At 72.3% G+C, this 18848-nt stretch carries 15 protein-coding genes; 10 read left to right on the top strand and 5 right to left on the bottom strand.

Going from position 1 to position 18848, the window contains the following annotated elements; translation table 11 throughout:
• Positions 1-5 precede the first annotated feature (5 nt).
• Positions 6-1622, bottom strand: coding sequence for a PucR family transcriptional regulator (locus ACZ67M_RS24515; RefSeq protein ID WP_469852739.1), 1617 nt, complete (start codon positions 1620-1622; stop codon positions 6-8).
• A 224-nt stretch (positions 1623-1846) separates the two neighbouring features.
• On the opposite strand from ACZ67M_RS24515, the gene ACZ67M_RS24510 reads away from it, so the two are divergent.
• The 4 genes from ACZ67M_RS24510 to ACZ67M_RS24495 all read left to right on the top strand — a co-directional run bounded on the left by ACZ67M_RS24510 (position 1847) and on the right by ACZ67M_RS24495 (position 10054).
• Positions 1847-3115, top strand: a complete 1269-nt coding sequence (locus ACZ67M_RS24510; RefSeq protein ID WP_469852737.1) for an aspartate aminotransferase family protein — start codon at positions 1847-1849, stop codon at positions 3113-3115.
• Positions 3116-3348: 233 nt separating this feature from the next.
• Positions 3349-4788 carry an NAD-dependent succinate-semialdehyde dehydrogenase gene (locus ACZ67M_RS24505; protein WP_469852735.1) on the top strand — a complete coding sequence of 480 codons (1440 nt, stop codon included), beginning with the start codon at positions 3349-3351 and terminating at the stop codon, positions 4786-4788.
• Between the two features lie 57 nt (positions 4789-4845).
• The gene (gene argG / locus ACZ67M_RS24500; RefSeq protein WP_355832608.1) at positions 4846-6291 is read left to right on the top strand and encodes an argininosuccinate synthase; all 1446 of its coding nucleotides are present in this window, start codon (positions 4846-4848) and stop codon (positions 6289-6291) included.
• Between the two features lie 373 nt (positions 6292-6664).
• Positions 6665-10054 carry a CARDB domain-containing protein gene (locus ACZ67M_RS24495; RefSeq protein ID WP_469852734.1) on the top strand — a complete coding sequence of 1130 codons (3390 nt, stop codon included), beginning with the start codon at positions 6665-6667 and terminating at the stop codon, positions 10052-10054.
• Positions 10055-10116: 62 nt separating this feature from the next.
• Here ACZ67M_RS24495 and ACZ67M_RS24490 read toward each other — a convergent pair whose 3' ends face one another.
• Positions 10117-12381 (bottom strand): PI-PLC domain-containing protein, encoded by a 2265-nt coding sequence (locus tag ACZ67M_RS24490; protein ID WP_469852732.1) that lies wholly within the window; start codon positions 12379-12381, stop codon positions 10117-10119.
• A 146-nt stretch (positions 12382-12527) separates the two neighbouring features.
• Entirely contained in the window at positions 12528-13973 is a 1446-nt protein-coding gene (locus tag ACZ67M_RS24485; protein WP_469852730.1) for a glyceraldehyde-3-phosphate dehydrogenase, read from the bottom strand.
• A gap of 141 nt (positions 13974-14114) precedes the next feature.
• On the opposite strand from ACZ67M_RS24485, the gene ACZ67M_RS24480 reads away from it, so the two are divergent.
• Positions 14115-14585 carry an SRPBCC family protein gene (locus ACZ67M_RS24480; RefSeq protein WP_469852729.1) on the top strand — a complete coding sequence of 157 codons (471 nt, stop codon included), beginning with the start codon at positions 14115-14117 and terminating at the stop codon, positions 14583-14585.
• 116 nt (positions 14586-14701) lie between these two features.
• Positions 14702-15103, top strand: a complete 402-nt coding sequence (locus ACZ67M_RS24475) for an SseB family protein (protein WP_352153728.1) — start codon at positions 14702-14704, stop codon at positions 15101-15103.
• Between the two features lie 72 nt (positions 15104-15175).
• On the opposite strand, the gene ACZ67M_RS24470 is transcribed toward ACZ67M_RS24475, so the two are convergent.
• Complete coding sequence (locus ACZ67M_RS24470) at positions 15176-15583, bottom strand: MarR family winged helix-turn-helix transcriptional regulator (RefSeq protein WP_361356129.1); 408 nt, start codon at positions 15581-15583, stop codon at positions 15176-15178.
• A gap of 180 nt (positions 15584-15763) precedes the next feature.
• Here ACZ67M_RS24470 and ACZ67M_RS24465 point away from each other — a divergent pair, with 180 nt between their 5' ends.
• Genes ACZ67M_RS24465 through ACZ67M_RS24450 form a run of 4 tightly spaced genes read left to right on the top strand, consistent with a single transcriptional unit; the run spans position 15764 to position 17764 of the window.
• On the top strand, positions 15764-16051 hold the full coding sequence (locus ACZ67M_RS24465) for an ArsR family transcriptional regulator (protein WP_385801269.1): 288 nt from the start codon (positions 15764-15766) through the stop codon (positions 16049-16051).
• Positions 16052-16097: 46 nt separating this feature from the next.
• Entirely contained in the window at positions 16098-16517 is a 420-nt protein-coding gene (locus ACZ67M_RS24460) for a FluC/FEX family fluoride channel (RefSeq protein ID WP_361356132.1), read from the top strand.
• Positions 16514-16888 carry a fluoride efflux transporter CrcB gene (gene crcB / locus ACZ67M_RS24455; RefSeq protein WP_469852725.1) on the top strand — a complete coding sequence of 125 codons (375 nt, stop codon included), beginning with the start codon at positions 16514-16516 and terminating at the stop codon, positions 16886-16888. The genes ACZ67M_RS24460 and crcB overlap by 4 nt, the downstream gene beginning before the upstream one ends.
• 39 nt (positions 16889-16927) lie before the next feature.
• Positions 16928-17764, top strand: coding sequence for an undecaprenyl-diphosphate phosphatase (locus ACZ67M_RS24450; protein WP_469852723.1), 837 nt, complete (start codon positions 16928-16930; stop codon positions 17762-17764).
• Between the two features lie 12 nt (positions 17765-17776).
• On the opposite strand, the gene ACZ67M_RS24445 is transcribed toward ACZ67M_RS24450, so the two are convergent.
• Entirely contained in the window at positions 17777-18835 is a 1059-nt protein-coding gene (locus ACZ67M_RS24445; RefSeq protein ID WP_392015094.1) for a fatty acid desaturase family protein, read from the bottom strand.
• Between the last annotated feature and the right edge of the window lie 13 nt (positions 18836-18848).

Here is an 18848-nt window from a genome sequence, read left to right as displayed (position 1 = left end):
CCGGGTCAGCCGCCCCGCAGCACGTCGAGCGCCTGGAGCGCGACGTGGAGTTCGGTGCGCTGCTCGCCGGACTCCAGGTCGCGCCCGAGCAACCGCTCGATCGTCCGCAGCCGTTGGTAGACGGTCTCCCGGGACAGCCCGGCCGACCGGGCGGCGACGGTCTTGTTGCCCGCGGCGTCCAGATAGCCGCGCAGGGTCGTCACGAGGTCGGTGCCGTGCCGGGCGTCGTGTTCGAGCAGCCGGCCCAACTGCCGTTCCGCGTAGTCCTGGACGCGGGTGTCGTCGCGCAGCGCGAACAGCAGCCGGCCCAGGCCGATGTCCGCCCGTTCGTGGAAGGAGCGGTCCGGCGGCGGGGGCCGGCCCGGCTCGGTCGCCTCGGCCACCCGGGCCGCCTCGCCGAAGGAACGCGCGACGCCGTCGAGATCCGGGGCGGGGGAGCCGACGCTCACGACCGCGTCCGGAGCGGCGTCCAGCACGCCCCGGCTCAGCCGCTCGACCGCCTCCCGCCAGGGCGGCGACGGGCGCAGCGCCAGCATGACGCCCAGGCGGGTGGGGGAGAGCAGGCCGACGAGCGCCCGCGCCCCCGACGTGCTCAGCTCCTCGGACAGCCGGTCCTCGGCCGTCGCGGCCTCCGCCTCTCCGGGGAGGTCCGCGAGTACGGCGACGAAGCGGGCGTCCGCCGCGGGCAGCCCCAGGGCCGCGACGCGGGCGCGCGCGTCCGCCGGGGAGCGGTGGCGCCGCTCGGCCAGGTCCCGCAGGGCGGTGCGGTGGGCGGTGCGCTCCCAGGGCGTGGAGTGGGTGAGACGGGCGATGGTGAGGGCCATCGCGGTCCGCTCCAGCACGGTGACGTCCTCGGGCCCGAAGGCCCGGCCCCCGCCCGGCAGCATGACGACCCGCCCCCAGCCCTCGCCCTGGTACTCCACCGGGGCCACGAGCCATCCCTCGGGACCGGCCACGCCCGCGCGGTCGGTCGCCGGTGCGGTCCGCGAGCGCCGCTCCCATCCGGTGAGCGCGGCCTGCGCCGTACTGCCCGAGGGCTCGCAGACCAGGGCCCGGTGGACCAGGTTCTCCAGCACCACCGTGCGTCCGCTCATCTCCGCCGCCGCACGCACCACGTCCTCGGGACCGGCGCCGCGCAGGGTGAGCGCGGTGAACGCCTCGTGGACCCGCTGCGTCCTGCGCATCGCGCCCGCCTGGCCGCCGAGGATCAGCGCGTGGACGACCTGCGTGACCTCCAGGAAGTTGACGTCCCGCGCGAGCGTGACGAGCGGCAGCCCGCGCGCCCGGCACGCCTGTACGAGGGCCTCGGGCGGCCGGTGGTAGCGGCGTACCAGCTCGATGACCAGGGCGGCGGCACCGACGTCGGCGAGTTCGTCGACGTAGCGGCGTACCCCCGCCGGGTCCTCGGGCAGGGGCATGCCCGTGGTGAGGACCAGTTCGCCGCCCTTGAGGAACGACGCCGGGTCCGTCAGCTCGGTGACGTGGACCCACCGGACCGGGCGGTCCACGCGGTCGGCGCCGGTGACCACCCGCGGCTCGCCCCCGGCCAGCACCGGCAGGGCCAGCACGTCCGCCACGGTGGGCGGACGGCCCTCCCGGCCCGGGTGCCGGTTCTCGCTCACGGTGCCTCCCTGTGCCCCCTGGTCACTCTGACAAGCCTCCTTGACCTGCGCAAGAGCGCTCGGAGGGTCGCGCGGGCGCGGTCCGGCGGCGCGCGCGGCGCCGGACGGTTGACACATCGTCCGGATACCGGGCCCGCGCCGGACAGATCACGCGTTGGCGGGCCCGCCCCGGCGGGAAGGCTCGGGGCACCGCAGGAGACCGACGATCACGCCGGGAGACGAGCATGACCGCACTGTCGCCGCACCTTCGCCAGGCCACGCCCGTGGTGGCCGTCCGGGGCGAGGGCGTCCACATCCATGGCGAGGACGGCCGCCGCTATCTGGACTTCACCGCCGGCATCGGCGTCACCAGCACCGGGCACTGCCACCCCAGGGTGGTGGCCGCCGCCCAGGAGCAGGTGGGCACCCTGGTCCACGGCCAGTACACGACCGTCATGCACCAGCCGCTGCGGCGCCTCGTCGACAAGCTCGGCGAGGTCCTGCCGACCGGTCTGGACAGCCTCTTCTTCACCAACTCCGGCAGCGAGGCGGTGGAGGCGGCGCTGCGCCTGGCCCGCCAGGCCACCGGCCGCCCCAACGTGCTGGTCTGCCACGGCGGTTTCCACGGCCGCACCGTCGCCGCCGCGTCCATGACCACCTCGGGCACCCGCTTCCGGTCCGGCTTCTCGCCGTTGATGAGCGGCGTGGTCGTCACCCCCTTCCCGACCGCCTTCCGCTACGGCTGGGACGAGGAGACCGCCACCCGCTTCGCCCTCCAGGAACTCGACTACACCCTCCAGACGATCACCTCGCCCGCCGACACCGCCGCCGTCATCGTCGAGCCGGTCCTGGGCGAGGGCGGCTACGTCCCCGCGACCCGGGCCTTCATGGAGGGCCTGCGCGAGCGGGCCGACCGCCACGGCTTCCTGCTGATCCTGGACGAGGTGCAGACCGGTGTGGGCCGCACCGGCCGGTTCTGGGGCCACGAGCACTTCGGCGTCACCCCCGACATCCTGATCACCGCCAAGGGTCTGGCCAGCGGCTTCCCCCTGTCCGCGATCGCGGCCTCCGAGGAATTGATGGCCAAGGCATGGGCGGGCTCGCAGGGCGGCACGTACGGCGCCAACGCGGTGGCCTGCGCGGCGGCCTGCGCCACGCTCGACGTCGTCCGCGACGAGAAGCTGGTGGAGAACACGGAGGCGATGGGCGCGCGCCTGCGCCGCGGACTGGAGGAGGTGTCCGCGCGGACGCCCGCCATCGGGGACGTGCGGGGCATGGGGCTGATGCTGGCCAGCGAGTTCGTCACCGAGAACGGGGACCCGGACCCCGGGACGGCCGCCCGGGTCCAGCGGGCCGCGGTCGACGAGGGCCTGCTGTTGCTGCTCTGCGGAGCCTGGAACCAGGTGGTCCGGATGATCCCCGCGCTGGTGATCGACGAGACGGCGGTCGACGAGGGCCTGCGGGCCTGGTCCGCCGCCGTCGAGGCCGGCACGTCGGGGGCGGCGGACCGGTGAGCCGACGGCCGCCGCCGTCGTGAGGCGGGCGGGCCCTCCGGCGCGCGCGCCGGCCGGGTCCGGCCGGCGAGGCCGGCACGTCGCGCGCGGCGACCCGGTTCGCCTGCCGAGGCCGGCCCACCGGGAGCGGCCGACCGGTGACCCGACGGCCGCCGCCCGCGCGAGGAGGGCGGGCGGACCGAGCACACGCAGACCGAGCCCGGCCTCCGGGCCGGGCGACCAGGAGGGACCCCATGACCGACACACCGACCCAGCTGTTCATCGGCGGCGCGTGGACGGACGCGGCGGACGGCGCCGTGCTGCCCGTGGACGACCCCGCGACCGGCGAGACCGTCCGCCACGTCGCCGACGCCGGACCCAAGGACGCCCGGCTCGCCGAGGACGCCGCCGTCCTGGCGCAGGAGGCGTGGGCGCGCACGGCACCGCGGGCGCGCAGCGAGATCCTGCGCCGGGCCCACGAGATCGTCCTGGAGCGCACGGACGAACTCGCCCGGCTGATGACCTCCGAGATGGGCAAGCCGCTGGCCGAGGCCCGGGGCGAGGTCGCCTACGCCGCCGAGTTCTTCCGCTGGTTCTCCGAGGAGGCCGTCCGGATCGACGGCGGCCACGGCCTCCTGCCCGACGGGCGCAACCGCATGCTGCTCTCCCGGCGCCCGGTCGGGCCCTGCCTGCTGATCACCCCGTGGAACTTCCCGCTCGCCATGGGCGCCCGCAAGATCGCCCCGGCGATCGCGGCCGGCTGCACGATGGTGCACAAGCCGGCCCCGCAGACCCCGCTCTCCAGCCTGGCCCTGGCCGCCGTCCTCAAGGAGGCCGGACTGCCGGACGGCGTGCTGAACGTCGTCCCCACCTCCAGGGCGGGAGAGGTCTGCGAACCGCTGCTGCGCGGCGGCCGGATCCGCAAGCTGTCCTTCACCGGCTCGACCGCCGTCGGACGGCTGCTCCTCGCCCAGTGCGCGGACACGGTCGTCAGGACCTCGATGGAGCTGGGCGGCAACGCGCCGTTCATCGTCTTCGACGACGCGGACCTGGACGCCGCCGTGGACGGCGCGATGATCGCCAAGATGCGCAACATGGGCGAGGCGTGCACGGCCGCGAACCGCTTCTTCGTGCACCGCCCGGTTGCCGAGGAGTTCTCGCGGCGGCTGGCCCGGCGGATGGAGGCGCTGGTGGTGGGCCCCGGCACCCGGGACGGCGTCGACGTGGGCCCCCTCATCGACGCCGCCGGACGGGCCAAGGTCGAGGAACTGGTCGCCGACGCGGTGGAGCGCGGCGCCCGGGTGCTGGCCGGCGGCCGGACACCCGAGGGCCCCGGCTGCTTCTACCCGCCCACCGTGCTCACCGACGTCTCCCCGGACAGCGCGCTGATGGACACGGAGATCTTCGGCCCCGTCGCGGCGATCCTCACCTTCGACGACGAGGACGAGGTGGTAAGCCGCGCCAACGACACCCCCTGGGGCCTCGTCGGCTACCTCTACACCGAGGGCCTGGACCGCGGCCTGCGGGTCAGCGAACGCCTGGAGACCGGCATGGTCGGCCTCAACACCGGCCTGGTCTCCAACCCGGCCGCCCCCTTCGGCGGCGTCAAGCAGTCGGGCCTCGGCCGGGAGGGCGGCAGGGTCGGGATCGACGAGTTCCTGGAGTACCAGTACGTGGCGCTGCCGACCCGGTGAGGAGGAGATTGAGCGACAGGCTTTGCATGGTCATGCGTCATCATGCATACTCTTCCTATGTCCAAGGTCCTCACCTCCCTTCCCACCGGCGAGCGCGTCGGTATCGCCTTCTCGGGCGGCCTCGACACCTCGGTCGCGGTCGCGTGGATGCGTGACAAGGGCGCCGTGCCCTGCACGTACACCGCCGACATCGGCCAGTACGACGAGCCCGACATCGCCTCGGTGCCCGACCGTGCGAAGACCTACGGCGCCGAGATCGCGCGCCTGGTCGACTGCCGCGCGGCGCTGGTGGAGGAGGGCCTGGCCGCGCTCACCTGCGGGGCGTTCCACATCCGCTCCGGCGGGCGCGCCTACTTCAACACCACGCCGCTCGGCCGCGCCGTCACCGGCACGCTCCTGGTGCGGGCGATGCTCGAGGACGACGTCCAGATCTGGGGCGACGGCTCCACGTTCAAGGGCAACGACATCGAGCGGTTCTACCGGTACGGCCTGCTCGCCAACCCGCAGCTGCGGATCTACAAGCCGTGGCTGGACGCGGACTTCGTGACCGAGCTGGGCGGCCGCAAGGAGATGTCGGAGTGGCTCGTCGCCCACGACCTCCCCTACCGGGACTCCACCGAGAAGGCGTACTCCACCGACGCCAACATCTGGGGCGCCACCCACGAGGCCAAGACCCTGGAGCACCTCGACACCGGCGTGGAGACCGTGGAGCCCATCATGGGCGTGCGGTTCTGGGACCCGTCCGTCGAGATCGCGGCCGAGGACGTGACGATCGGCTTCGACCAGGGCCGCCCGGTCACGGTCAACGGCAAGGAGTTCGCCTCCCCGGTCGACCTGGTGATGGAGGCCAACGCCATCGGCGGCCGCCACGGCATGGGCATGTCCGACCAGATCGAGAACCGGATCATCGAGGCCAAGAGCCGGGGCATCTACGAGGCCCCGGGCATGGCACTGCTGCACGCCGCCTACGAGCGGCTGGTCAACGCCATCCACAACGAGGACACCCTCGCCCAGTACCACGCCGAGGGGCGGCGCCTGGGCCGGCTGATGTACGAGGGCCGGTGGCTGGACCCGCAGTCGCTGATGATCCGGGAGTCGTTGCAGCGCTGGGTCGGCTCGGCGGTCACCGGCGAGGTCACCCTGCGGCTGCGGCGCGGTGAGGACTACTCGCTCCTCGACACCACGGGCCCGGCGTTCAGCTACCACCCCGACAAGCTGTCGATGGAGCGCACCGAGGACTCCGCGTTCGGCCCGGTCGACCGGATCGGCCAGCTCACCATGCGCAACCTCGACATCGCCGACTCGCGCGCCAAGCTGGAGCAGTACGCGGGGATCGGCCTGATCGGCACCGCCAACCCCGCCATCGGCGCGGCCCAGGCCGCCTCGACCGGGCTGATCGGCGCCATGCCGGAGGGTGGCGCCGAGGCCATCGCCTCGCGCGGCCAGGTCTCCGCCGAGGACGAACTGCTCGACCGCGCCGCCATGGAGTCCGGCACGGACTGATCCGTCCCCTCCGGGGGGACCCCGCACCGGCAAGGGCCGGCCCGACGCCTCACGGCGTCGGGCCGGCCTTTCTGTTTCTCACCTCCGTGCACGACTTGCGTGCCCGACTGGCTTCGAACCGCCCATCCGCGCGCGCCGGTTCATCCCTGCGCAGCTCAACGCGTACGCAAGGATGACGCAAGCCGCGCAAGTGAATTACGTGCCAACTCCCGCCTCAACCGCGACCGTTGACAAACCGGTGACACGCTAGAAACCTGATGACGCACTTTCCGCAAAGAATCGACTGTCCTGCTCAATTGGCGCGCAGGATCGGTGCTCTCCCTCCCTGCCGGACTGTCGCGCTCCCCGCCTCCCCACGGAACAGAGGACCCCCATGAGATGGAGATCTCTCGGCCGACGGTCGCTGCCCGGCGCCGCCGTAGCCGGGCTGATGACGGTCGGGCTGCTGCCGCTGCCCCTGGCCGCCACCGCGCAGGCCGCCCCGGCGAAGGCCGCCGCCGACGTCAACCTCGCCCTCGGCCGCCCGGCCCAGGCGGGCGGCTCGCACGGCGCCTACCCGGCGGGGAACGCCACCGACGGCACCCAGGCGACCTACTGGGAGGGCCCGGCCGGGTCCTTCCCCCAGTGGCTCCAGGTCGACCTCGGCACCGCCCGCGACGTCGACCGGGTGGTCCTCAAACTGCCCGCCGGCTGGGAGAGCCGCAGCCAGAGCCTCTCCGTGCGGGGCAGCACCGACGGCTCCACCTTCCGCACCCTCGCCACCGGCGCGGCGCGCGCGTTCAGCCCCGACCGCGCCAACACCGTCGCCGTCGACCTGGCTTCCGCCGCCGGCACCCGCTACGTCCGCGTCGACATCACCGGCAACACCGGCTGGAACGCCGCGCAACTGTCCGAACTCGAGGTCTACGGCGACGAGACCGACCCGGGCCCGCCGCCCACCGGCACCAACCTCGCCCGCAACAAGCCGGTCGAGGCGACCTCGTCGACGCAGTCCTACGTCGCCGCCAACGCCACCGACGACTCCACCTCGACGTACTGGGAAGCCGCGGGACACCCGGCCGACCTCACCGTCAAGCTGGGCGCCGACGCGGACGTCAGCGGCGTGGTGGTCAAGCTCAACCCCGACCCGGTGTGGGCCGCGCGGACCCAGAGCATCCAGGTCCTCGGCCGTGCCCAGGGCGCGAGCGGGTTCACCTCGCTGCGCGACCGCGCCGACTACGCCTTCAGCCCCGGCCAGGCCAACACCGTGAGCATCCCGGTCAGCGGCCGGATGTCCGACGTGCGGCTCAGGTTCTTCTCCAACACCGGCGCCCCCGGCGGACAGGTCGCCGAGTTCCAGGTCGTCGGCACCGCCGCGCCCGCGCCCGACCTGACGGTCACCGGCCTCGACTGGTCACCCGCGGCGCCCTCCGAGCGCGACGCGGTCACCGTGAACGCCACGGTCCGCAACGCCGGCACCGCGCGCTCGGCCGCGACGACCACCGAGGTCACCGTGGAGGGCACGGCCGCCGGCAGCGCCTCCGTCCCCGCGCTCGACCCGGGCCAGTCCGCCGAGGTCGCCGTCTCCACCGGCACCCACGCGGCCGGCAGCTACGCGGTCGCCGCGGTCGCCGACCCCCGCGACACCGTCGCCGAACTCGACGACACCAACAACAGCCGCACCGCCACCGACCGGCTGGTCGTCGGCCAGGCGCCCGGCCCCGACCTCGAGGTGCGGTCCATCACCACCAACCCGGCCAACCCGGCCGTGGGCGCCGACGTCTCCTTCACCGTCGCCGTGCACAACCGCGGCACCAGCGCCGCCGCGGCCGGTTCGGTGACCCGGATCCAGGCCGGCTCCACCACCCTGAACGGCACCACCGGCCAGGTGGCCGCCGGAGCCACCGTGAACGTGCCCGTCAGCGGCACCTGGAAGGCGACCGGCGGCGGCGTCACGCTCACCGCGTCCGCCGACGCCACGAACGTCGTCGCCGAGACCAACGAGAACAACAACGTGCTCGCCAAGTCCCTCGTCGTCGGACGCGGCGCCGCCGTGCCGTACACCGAGTACGAGGCGGAGGACGGCCGCTACGACGGCACACTGCTCACCTCCGACGCCAAGCGGACCTTCGGGCACACCAACTTCGGCACCGAGTCCTCGGGCCGCGAGTCCGTCCGGCTCGACTCCACCGGCGACCACGTCGAGTTCACCTCCACCACGCCCACCAACTCCATCGTGGTGCGCAACTCCATCCCGGACGCCCCGGGCGGCGGGGGAGCGGACGCCACCATCAGCCTCTACGCGGACGGCCAGTTCGTGCAGAAGCTGAACCTCTCGTCCAAGCACAGCTGGCTCTACGGCAGCACCGACGACCCCGAGGGCCTCACCAACCGGCCCGGCGGCGACGCGCGGCGCCTGTTCGACGAGTCCCACGCCCTGCTGAACAAGACCTTCCCGCAGGGCACCCAGTTCCGCCTTCAGCGCGACGCGGGCGACACGGCCGCCTTCTACGTCATCGACCTGATCGACCTGGAGCAGGTCGCGCCCCCGGCGGCCAAGCCGGCGAACTGCACCTCCATCACCCAGTACGGAGCCGTCCCCGGCGACGGGCTCGACGACACCGACGCCATCCAGCGCGCCGTCACCGCCGACCAGAACGGCCAGATCGAGTGCGTCTGGATCCCGGCCGGACAGTGGCGCCAGGAACAGAAGATCCTCACCGACGACCCGCAGAACCGCGGCCAGTTCAACCAGGTCGGCATCCGTAACGTCACCATCCGGGGCGCCGGCATGTGGCACTCCCAGCTCTACACGCTGACCCCGCCGCACGAGGCCGGCGGCATCAACCACCCGCACGAGGGCAACTTCGGCTTCGACATCGACGACAACACCAAGATCTCGGACATCGCCATCTTCGGCTCGGGCACCATCCGCGGCGGCGACGGCAACCACGAGGGCGGCGTCGGACTCAACGGCCGCTTCGGCAAGGACACCAAGATCACCAACGTCTGGATCGAGCACGCCAACGTCGGCGTCTGGGCCGGCCGCGACTACTCGAACATCCCCGAGCTGTGGGGCCCCGGCGACGGCCTGGAGTTCACCGGCGTACGCATCCGCAACACGTACGCCGACGGCATCAACTTCGCCAACGGCACCCGCAACTCCACCGTCTACAACTCGTCCTTCCGCAACACCGGCGACGACTCGCTCGCCGTGTGGGCCAGCAAGTACGTGAAGGACACCTCCGTGGACGTCGGCCACGACAACCACTTCCGCAACAACACCATCCAGCTGCCCTGGCGGGCCAACGGCATCGCGGTGTACGGCGGTTACGGCAACACCATCGAGAACAACGTCATCTCCGACACCATGAACTACCCCGGCATCATGCTCGCCACCGACCACGACCCGCTGCCCTTCTCCGGGCAGACCCTCATCGCGGGCAACGCCCTGCACCGCACGGGCGGCGCGTTCTGGAACGAGGACCAGGAGTTCGGCGCCATCACCCTGTTCGCGCAGGGCCAGGACATCCCGGGCGTGACCATCCGGGACACCGAGATCCTCGACTCGACCTACGACGGCATCCAGTTCAAGACCGGCGGCGGTGCGATGCCGGACGTGAAGATCAGCAATGTCCGCATCGACAAGTCCAACAACGGCTCCGGCATCCTCGCGATGGGCGGCGCCCGCGGCAGCGCGACGCTGACCGACGTCACGATCACCAACTCGGCGGAGGAGGACGTCACCATCGAGCCGGGCTCCCAGTTCAGGATCAACAGGTAGCCCTGACACACCATCCGGCCCGGCGACGCGGAGTACCACCGCGTCGCCGGGCCCCTGCCCGTTCACGCCCCCGGTGACCCGTCCCGCACGGGCGTGTTCCGCGCGTCGCGCAGCCGGTCCGGCGACCGTTCGACGGGGTCGCGGGCGTCGTCCTCCAGCCGTTCGGCGTTCAGCTCCTCGACCGCGCCCAGCGCGTCGCCGATCGTCGCGTAGTCCACCGCGATGAAGTTGACGGGTCTGCCGCGCTGCCGCTCGCAGTTGTGCGCCCGCTCCAGCACCCGCTCCCGGGAGTTGACGGTCCCGGCGTCCAGCCGCAGCCCGCCGCCGGCCGTGACGAAGTGGTTGAGCAGGAACAGCCGCTTGTCCGAGCCGCCCCGGTTCGGCACGCAGGACATCTCGTCCGGGCTGCGGAAGGCGAACGGCGTCTCCATGCCGTACCGGTAGAGGTTCCGGTACCAGGGCGCGGGGCCGTCCGCCTGCTCGGCGAACACGACCAGCCGCCGGCCGCTGTCGATCATGTCCTTGAGCTTCGGCCAGGGGCGGTCCGGGTCCGGGTCGGGCCGGTACAGCAGGTCGGCGAGCCCGGCCTGGAGCAGGGCGTTCTGCGTCGTCACCGGGTCCACGCCGTCCTGGAGGATCAGGGTGACCACCTCGGTGGGGTTGTCCCGCAGCCAGTCACCGATCTGGCCCAGCGTGGGCACCAGTTCCAGCGCCCCGGCGCCGCACACCGAGTGGCACAGCCACAGACCCGGGTGCGGCGGGTTCACCCGCCCCAGGATCCCGGTGAGCCGCCGGCGCAGGTCGGGGGAGAAGTCCGAGGTGCTCAGCCGGTCCGCGACCTCCTCGGGCCGTTCCCACTGGTGGGTGTCGAGCAGCAGGGCGCGCACCCCGGCGCCCAGCTGGCCGACGATGTCCGGGTCCTGCAGCGGGCCGATGAACCGGTCCGCCGTCGTGGCCATCGCGTTGTGCGAGGCGAGCTGGGCGATCTCGTCGTAGCGGGCGTCGCACAGCTCGGCGCTGCCCTGGCAGATGCGCGGCGAGGAGCCGGTGATCGCCACCGGCGCCACCATCGTCCCGACCAGGGCGCAGGCGGTCACGGCGAAGGTCAGCGTCGGACCGTGCCGCGGATCGGTGAGGACCGGCACGCTGGGCCGGGTCTCCCAGACCCAGCCCACGAGGATCAGCAGGGCGCCGGCGGCGAGCAGGATGACGGCGACGACGACGGCGGTGGTCAGGAGCCGGTCGAGCGCGGTGGCCTGGACGTCGGCGAGCAGACCCGAGGCCGCCGGGGGCCACGCGGGCGGCCGGCCGAACAGCGCGTCGCCCAGGGTGAGCCGCAGTCCCAGCACCGTCAGCGCCAGCAGCGCCGCGGCGGCCGCGGGTGCCCAGCCCAGCGGCATCAGCCGGCGCCTCGCGGGCCCGGGCGTGGAGAGCCACAGCAGGGTGAGCGCGGCGGCGCCGAGCACGGCCGCCGCCGGTTCCACCACCTCCTGGAAGAGCCGGGTCACCGACCGGGCGCGGTCCACCGGAGCCAGCGCCTCGGCGGCGGGGTCGACGTCGGCCGAGACGACCCAGGTGCCCTGCCGCGCCTCCCTCAGCAGTTCGGTGGCGGCGTCCCGGACCTGGTCCGTCAGGACCACCGGCGCGATCGCGGCCAGCGCCGAGGCGAGGTCCCCGCGGTCCAGTGCCGTCTGCACGCTGGGCCGCAGGTCCGCGCGCTCGGCGCTCGGCAGCAGGGGCATCAGCGCGTCCGTGGCCGCGACCGCCTGGCTGTGCGAGAGCGGCAGCGACGGCAGTCCCTCCAGCGGTGCCTCACCGGCCACCACCCGCGCCGCCAGCTCGGACATGCGCTGCACGAAGGCCTGGAAGTCGGGTTCCGACCGCTCCTGGAGAGCGGCGACGGCATCACCGAAGTAGGCCTGGCTGAGCCGTTCGACGTTCGCCACCACGGGCTCCAGGTCGACCGTGATCCGCAGCCGTTCGCGGTCGCCCTCCAGGTACTGGACCACCTCGGCGATCTGACGGTTCCCCATGGCCCGCAGGGTCTCCGGCGGGATCACGACCTTGAGGTTCGAGGTGACGGTCGACTGCGGCACCGGCAGCCGGTCCAGCAGCTCGCTGGTGAACGGCGTACTGCCCGGGTCCACCAGTACCTCGTCGTAGAACCGCTGGTAGGCCCGCTCGTCCTCCAGCACCTGCCCGTAGAACCCGGGGTCGAGCACCGTGCTGCGGATGACGGCGGCCGCGGCCAGGACGGTCAGGCTCAGCACCGCCACGCACCAGGTCAGCACCCCGACCCAGGGGGAGCGCCGAACCAGTGCGTCCATGGAGCCATTCTCGTTTCAGCCGGCCGTCGTGCCACGCGGGGCGTCCGGGCGGGAACGCCATCACACGCATGCCCGGGCCGCGGCAGGCTGATACCCGAGGGAGCGGCGGGAACCGTGTCCCGCCGCCCCCTCGCGCGTACTCCGGATCAGACGGCCGGAGCCGGGTACGTCGGGTACTCCACCCCGGAGACGTGCTGCACGACGCGGACGACCTGGCAGGAGTAGCCGAACTCGTTGTCGTACCAGAGGTAGAGGATCGCGTTGTCGCCCTCGACCTTGAGCGCTCCGGCGTCGACGATCGAGGCGTGGCGCGAGCCGATGAAGTCGCTGGAGACCGCGTCGGGCGCGCTGATGAAGTCGATCTGGCGCTTGAGCGGCGAGGTCAGCGACACCTCGCGGAGGTGGTCGAGCACCTCCTCGCGGGTGGTCTCGCGGGCGAGCTGGAGGTTCAGGATCGCGATCGACACGTCCGGCACGGGCACCCGGACCGAGCTGCCGGTGATCCGCGCCTTGAGGTCCGGGAGGGCCTTGGCGACGGCCGAGGCGGCACCCGTCTCCGTGATGACCATGTTCAGCGGCGCGCTGCGGCCGCGGCGGTCCGACTTGTGGTAGTTGTCCAGCAGGTTCTGGTCGTTGGTGAACGAGTGGACGGTCTCCACGTGGCCCCGCTGCACACCGTACTCGTCGGCCATCGCCTTCAGCGGCGGCACGATCGCGTTGGTGGTGCAGGACGCGCAGGACAGGATCCGCTCGTCCGGCTTGATGGTGTCGTGGTTGACGCCGTGCACGATGTTGGGGACGTCGCCCTTGCCCGGGGCGGTCAGGACGACCTTGTCGATGCCGGGACGCAGGTGCTTCGACAGGCCCTCGCGGTCGCGCCACTTGCCCGTGTTGTCGATGAGGATGGCGTTCTTGATGCCGTACGCCGTGTAGTCGACCTGCGAGGGGTCGTCGGCGTGGATCACCTTGATCGCGTTGCCGTTGGCGAGGATCGTGCTGCTCTCCTCGTCGACGGTGATGGTGCCCTGGAACTGCCCGTGCACGGAGTCACGGCGCAGCAGCGAGGCCCGCTTCACGAGGTCCTGGTCGCCGCCCCCGCGGACGACGATGGCGCGCAGCCGCAGGCCGTTGCCCGAGCCGGCCTTCTCGATCAGCAGGCGGGCGACGAGCCGGCCGATGCGGCCGAAGCCGTACAGGACGACGTCGCGCGGCTCGCGGCGGTCGATCTTGTTGGCGCCGGTGGCCCCGGCGACGGCGTCGGCGGTGAAGTCCTCGACGGTGAGTCCGCGGTCGTCGCCCTTGTAGGTGGCGGCGAGCATGCCGATGTCGATCTGCGAGGGACCGAGGTCGAGCGTGGTGAGTGCCCGGAGGAAGGGCATCGTCTCGGTGACCGACAGTTCCGCGCCGGCGATCTGGCGGGCGAAGCGGTGGGTCTTGAGGATGCTGACCACCGACTTGTTCACCAGGGAACGGCTGTGCAGCAGGATCGTGACGTCCTGCTCCCGGTGCAGCTTCCCGATCATCGGGATCATCGATTCCGCGATCTCTTCGCGGTTCTTCCAGTTGGTGAACGAGTCGTCGTTGACAGTCACGTCTCTATCTTTCGAGCTAGGCGGCGCTCATATGCTAACCCGACCACTCCATTGATCGATCAAGTGGGCCCCCGTGCGATCAGATGAGTGCGCTTTCCGCAGTGCTTGCCCGGGGGGACGGGCGGGGGAAGGGTGGTGTCCATGCACTCGACCCGCGTCTCCCGACACGTGAACGCCCCGCGCTCCGCCGTGTACCGCGCGCTGCTCGACCCGGCGGCCGTCGCCGACTGGCGCGTCCCGGACGGCATGACCGCCCGGGTGCACGCGTTCGAGGCCCGTGCGGGCGGCGCCTTCCGCGTGTCACTCACCTACGAGGCGCCGACGGGCACGGGCAAGTCCGCCGCGCACACCGACACCTACCACGGCCACTTCGCCCGCCTCGTGCCCGACGAGCAGGTCGTGGAGGTGCTGGAGTTCGAGTCCGCCGACCCCGCGTTCCAGGGCCGGATGACCATGACCACGACGCTCACCGACGCGGGCGGCGGCACGGAGGTGGTCGTCGCCCACGACGGTCTGCCCGACGCGGTGCCGGCCGAGGACAACGAGACGGGCACGCGGATGGCGCTGGCGAAGCTGGCCGCACTGGTGGAGGCGGCCGAGCGGAAGGGCTGAGTCCGGCACCCGCGGCGCACATGATTGCGCCCTGGATGATCGGGTACGCGAGTCTGGAGCGCGTGCGTGCCCATCGTCCGCGCGGGCCGTAGACCGCCGCTATCAGGGAATCTGCCATGGAGACACCCGCGAACGACCACCCCGTGACGCCCGCCCAGCGTGCCCTGGACACGCTGGCCGAGAACACCGAGGACACCGCGGCGCTCGACACGCTCGCGAGCAGCGACGTCCTCGTCCCCGTGCCCGACGACACGAACGACCAGGAGGCCGCCGACCCCGGCATGCTGGCGCTGCCGGTGCTGGAACAGCAGGGCGGCCGTCAGGTGGTGCCCGTGTTCACCTCGGAGCTGGAGATGGCCGACCTGCTGCCGTACGTCTCCCGCTACCGGATGGTGCCGCTGGGCGCCCTCGCCGCGCAGTGGCCCGCCGACGACCTGTCGCTGTCCATCGACGCCGGTTCGGAGCACCGGCTCACCCTGACGTCGGACGGCGTGCGCAGCCTGCTGGCCCGCCCCTGAGCCGACTTGGCCTCGATCCGTCAGAGGGTCTTCGCCGCCTCGCCCCGTCGCGGGGGGTTGACCCGCCCGCGGTCAGGGGCGGGGCTCGTCTTCGTCGCCGAGCATGCGGGAGAGTGCGTCCCGCTGAAGCGGCAGTACCTCGCCGTGCAGCTCGCGGCCGCGGCGGGTCAGCGCGACGTACACACCGCGCCGGTCCTCCGCGCACATCGTGCGCTCGACCAGTCCGTCCTTCTCCAGCCGGGCGATGAGCCGGGACAGCGCGCTCTGGCTCAGGTGGACCCGGCCGACCAGGTTCTGCACCCGGCACTGGGCGCCCTCCTCCGGCCCCTCCGTCACGAGCAGGTCGAGCACCTCGAAGTCGCTCGCGCCCAGACCGTGCGGATGCAGCACGCGGTCGATCTCGCACATGGTGCGCGCGTGCACGGCGAGGATGTCCCGCCACCGTTCCTCGAGCCGCAGACCGGCCGTCCTGACTGCCATACCTGCACGGTAGCACCGGAAAGCCCATTCGTTGAGTGTGCAACTAGTGCGCGTGCAAGAAAGGGCGGGGCTCCAGCGGGTCGGGTACCGGACAAGGAAGGGGACTCCCGGACAGCGGGGCCCCGGCTGCGGGACAGTGGACGGACAGGGAAGGGCGGGCCCGACGGAGGGGAGGGCGAGATGCCTAGGGCTCCCGGGCACGGCACGCGTCTCGACATCCTGGAATGGCTCAAGGACCCGGTCGCGCACTTCCCGCCGCAGCGCTGTGTGGACGCGGCCACGCACGGCGTCCCGTCCGGCACGGTCGCCGCGAAGCTCGGTGTGCCCCGCCGGGTGGCCGAGACCCACCTGGTCCTGCTCACCCGCCTCGGCCTGCTGCGCACCCGCAGGATCCGCGGACGGACGTACTACCGGCGCGACGAGGTGCGCATCGCCGAGGTGGCCCGGATGTTCGAGAAGGGCTGGTAGACGGGTAGCCTGGCCCCGCCGTCGAGCGAGCGGGAGGCATACGACCATGACGCAGGGGTGGCGTGTCCAGGCACCCGTCGTCGCGGTCGTGGCGCTCGGCGGTGGTGCCGGCGCCGCGGCCCGCTATGCCGCCGCCCTGTGGTGGCCGACGCGGAGCGGCGGTTTCCCCTGGACGACCTTCTGGGTCAACGTGGCCGGCTGTGCCGCCATGGGCGTGCTCATGGTCGCCGTGACCGAGGTGTGGGACGTCCACCGCCTGGTCCGGCCCTTCCTCGGCACCGGCGTGCTCGGTGGTTTCACCACCTTCTCCACCTACGCGGCGGACATCCGCGGGCTGCTCGCTGACGGCCACCCGGGCACCGGTCTTGCCTACCTCGCCGCCACCCCGCTCGCGGCACTCACCGCGGTGTGGCTCGCCTCGTGGGCGGCCCGCCGGACACCGAAGCGGAGGCGGAGCCCCGGATGAACTGGCTGCTGGTCGTCGTGGGCGGCATGGTCGGAGCACCCCTGCGCTACCTCACCGACCGCGCGGTGCAGTCCCGGCACGGCGCGGACTTCCCCTGGGGCACCTTCACCGTGAACGTCGCCGGCTCCCTGGTCCTGGGCCTGGTCACCGGCGCCACGCTGGCCGGAGCCGTGGGATCCGACCTGCGTCTGCTGCTCGGGACCGGGCTGTGCGGCGCCCTCACGACGTACTCGACCTTCTCCTACGAGACGCTCCGCCTCACCGAGACGGGCTCCCGCCTCCCGGCCGCGGTGAACGTGCTGGCGAGCGTGGCGGCCGGCCTCGCGGCGGTGTTCGCGGGGGTGACACTCGCCGACGCGCTCCGAGTGTGACGGGGGGTGCTCGCCCGCGTGTAGTAGGAAGTGGGTCTCATGAGCGCCATCAGCATCGGTCAGGCCATCGTCCTCGGAGCCGTCGAGGGGGTGACCGAGTTCCTGCCCGTCTCCTCCACCGGCCACCTCAAGATCGCCGAAGGGCTGATGGGCATCCCGGTGGACGACCACTCCGTCATCGGCTTCTCGGCGGTCATCCAGGTCGGCGCGATCGCCGCCGTGCTCGTCTACTTCTACAAGGACATCGCTCGGATCCTCTCCGCGTGGGTGCGCGGGCTGCGGGACCGGGAGGAGCGCTACCACCACGACTACAAGTTCGCCTGGTGGGTCATCTGCGCGACGATCCCGATCGTCCTGGTGGGCCTGGCCGCCAAGCCGCTGATCAAGGGCCCGCTCGCCTCCCTGTGGGTGGTGGCCGGCTCACTGATCGTCGGCAGCGGGGTGATGTGGGTGGCGGACCGCACCGGCCGGCACAAGCGGGGCGAGGACGACACCTCGTTCAAGGACGCCATGCTGGTCGGCGGCTCGCAGATCCTCGCGCTCCTCTTCCCCGGCTTCTCCCGCTCCGGCGCCACCATGTCCACCGCCCTGATGCTCGACCTCGACCGGGTCGCCGCCACCCGGCTCTCCTTCTTCCTCGGCATCCCGGCCCTGACCGGCGCCGGTCTGTACGAACTCAAGGACGCCCTGGGCGCGGGAGCGGGTGCCGCGCCCCTGCTGGTCGGCACCCTCGTCTCCTTCGTGGTGGCCTACGCCTCGATCGCCTGGCTGCTGAAGTTCGTCGCCAAGCACTCCTTCAACGCCTTCGTCGTCTACCGGATCGCGGTCGGCGTCCTGCTGTTCGGGCTGCTCGGCGCGGGCGTGCTGAAGAGCTGACCGCCACCGCGCTCAGCGGGCGGCGCGCAGCGGTTCCCCGACGCTCCGCATGTGCCGCAGGGCTTCGCGGTGCGAGGCGAGCAGCCCCGTCTGGTGGTACGGGACGCCCAGCTCGGCGCAGTACGCCTCGGTGAGGGCCTGGGCCTCGGCCAGCGCGGGGGTCGGCATGCTGGGGAAGAGGTGGTGCTCGATCTGGTAGTTGAGGCCGCCCATGAAGGCGTCGACGAAGACACCGCCGCGTACGTTGCGGGAGGTGAGGACCTGGCGGCGCAGGAAGTCCAGCCGCGTGCCCTCCTCGATCATCGGCATGCCCTTGTGGTTGGGTGCGAAGACCGAGCCGAGGTAGATCCCGAACAGGCCCTGGTGCACGGCTATGAAGGCGAGCGCCTTGCCGGGGGACAGCAGCGTGAACAGTCCGCCGAAGTACAGGACGAAGTGCGCGACGAGCAGCGAACCCTCCACCACCGGCCGCTTCATGGACGGGCTGCGCAGCGCCTTGAAGCTGTTGAAGCTCAGGTTGAGACCTTCCAGCGTCAACAGGGGGAAGAAGAGGGCCGCCTGGTGCTTCCCGACGAAGCGCGGCAGCCCCTTCGCCCTGCCGGCCTGGCCCCGGGACCACACGAGGATGTCGGGTGAGACGTCCGGGTCCTTCTCCTCGTGGTTGGGATTGGCGTGGTGGCGGGTGTGCTTGTTCATCCACCAGCCGTAGCTCATGCCCAGCAGCAGGTTGGCCACCAGCAGTCCGCCGGCCTCGCTGGGGCGCCGTCGGGTGAAGACCTGCCGGTGGGCGAGGTCGTGGGCGGCCAGTCCGAGCTGGCCGAAGACGACGGCCAGCGCCGCCGCGACCACCAGCTGGCTCCAACTGTCCCCCAGGGTGACGAAGGCGGCGACACCGCCCGCGAGCGCGAGGGCGACGGCACCGAAGCGCACCGTGTAGTACAGCGGGCGGCGCCGGAGCAGATCCGCGTCGGCCATGCGCCGTGCGAGTTCGGAGAAGTCGCTGCCCTTCTCGCGTCGTGGTTCCCGTCCGCGCGCGGGGGAGTTCTCGATGAGCATCGTTGGATTGGCCATGCGGTTCAGTATG

The organism is Streptomyces sp. NPDC107500 (assembly GCF_055582785.1).
Note: the sequence above shows the minus strand (reverse complement) of the source record. Positions and strands in the feature narration are given on the sequence as shown.

What these genes read in the sequence shown, in the direction of transcription:
- crcB (WP_469852725.1), top strand. Translation starts at nt 16,514, where the DNA reads ATGAACTGGCTGCTGGTCGTCGTGGGCGGCATGGTCGGAGCACCCCTG.
- ACZ67M_RS24480 (WP_469852729.1), top strand. Translation starts at nt 14,115, where the DNA reads ATGCACTCGACCCGCGTCTCCCGACACGTGAACGCCCCGCGCTCCGCC.
- ACZ67M_RS24465 (WP_385801269.1), top strand. Translation starts at nt 15,764, where the DNA reads ATGCCTAGGGCTCCCGGGCACGGCACGCGTCTCGACATCCTGGAATGG.
- ACZ67M_RS24510 (WP_469852737.1), top strand. Translation starts at nt 1,847, where the DNA reads ATGACCGCACTGTCGCCGCACCTTCGCCAGGCCACGCCCGTGGTGGCC.
- ACZ67M_RS24495 (WP_469852734.1), top strand. Translation starts at nt 6,665, where the DNA reads ATGAGATGGAGATCTCTCGGCCGACGGTCGCTGCCCGGCGCCGCCGTA.
- ACZ67M_RS24505 (WP_469852735.1), top strand. Translation starts at nt 3,349, where the DNA reads ATGACCGACACACCGACCCAGCTGTTCATCGGCGGCGCGTGGACGGAC.
- ACZ67M_RS24490 (WP_469852732.1), bottom strand. Translation starts at nt 12,381, where the DNA reads ATGGACGCACTGGTTCGGCGCTCCCCCTGGGTCGGGGTGCTGACCTGG.
- ACZ67M_RS24460 (WP_361356132.1), top strand. Translation starts at nt 16,098, where the DNA reads ATGACGCAGGGGTGGCGTGTCCAGGCACCCGTCGTCGCGGTCGTGGCG.
- ACZ67M_RS24450 (WP_469852723.1), top strand. Translation starts at nt 16,928, where the DNA reads ATGAGCGCCATCAGCATCGGTCAGGCCATCGTCCTCGGAGCCGTCGAG.
- ACZ67M_RS24445 (WP_392015094.1), bottom strand. Translation starts at nt 18,835, where the DNA reads ATGGCCAATCCAACGATGCTCATCGAGAACTCCCCCGCGCGCGGACGG.
- ACZ67M_RS24470 (WP_361356129.1), bottom strand. Translation starts at nt 15,583, where the DNA reads ATGGCAGTCAGGACGGCCGGTCTGCGGCTCGAGGAACGGTGGCGGGAC.
- ACZ67M_RS24475 (WP_352153728.1), top strand. Translation starts at nt 14,702, where the DNA reads ATGGAGACACCCGCGAACGACCACCCCGTGACGCCCGCCCAGCGTGCC.
- argG (WP_355832608.1), top strand. Translation starts at nt 4,846, where the DNA reads ATGTCCAAGGTCCTCACCTCCCTTCCCACCGGCGAGCGCGTCGGTATC.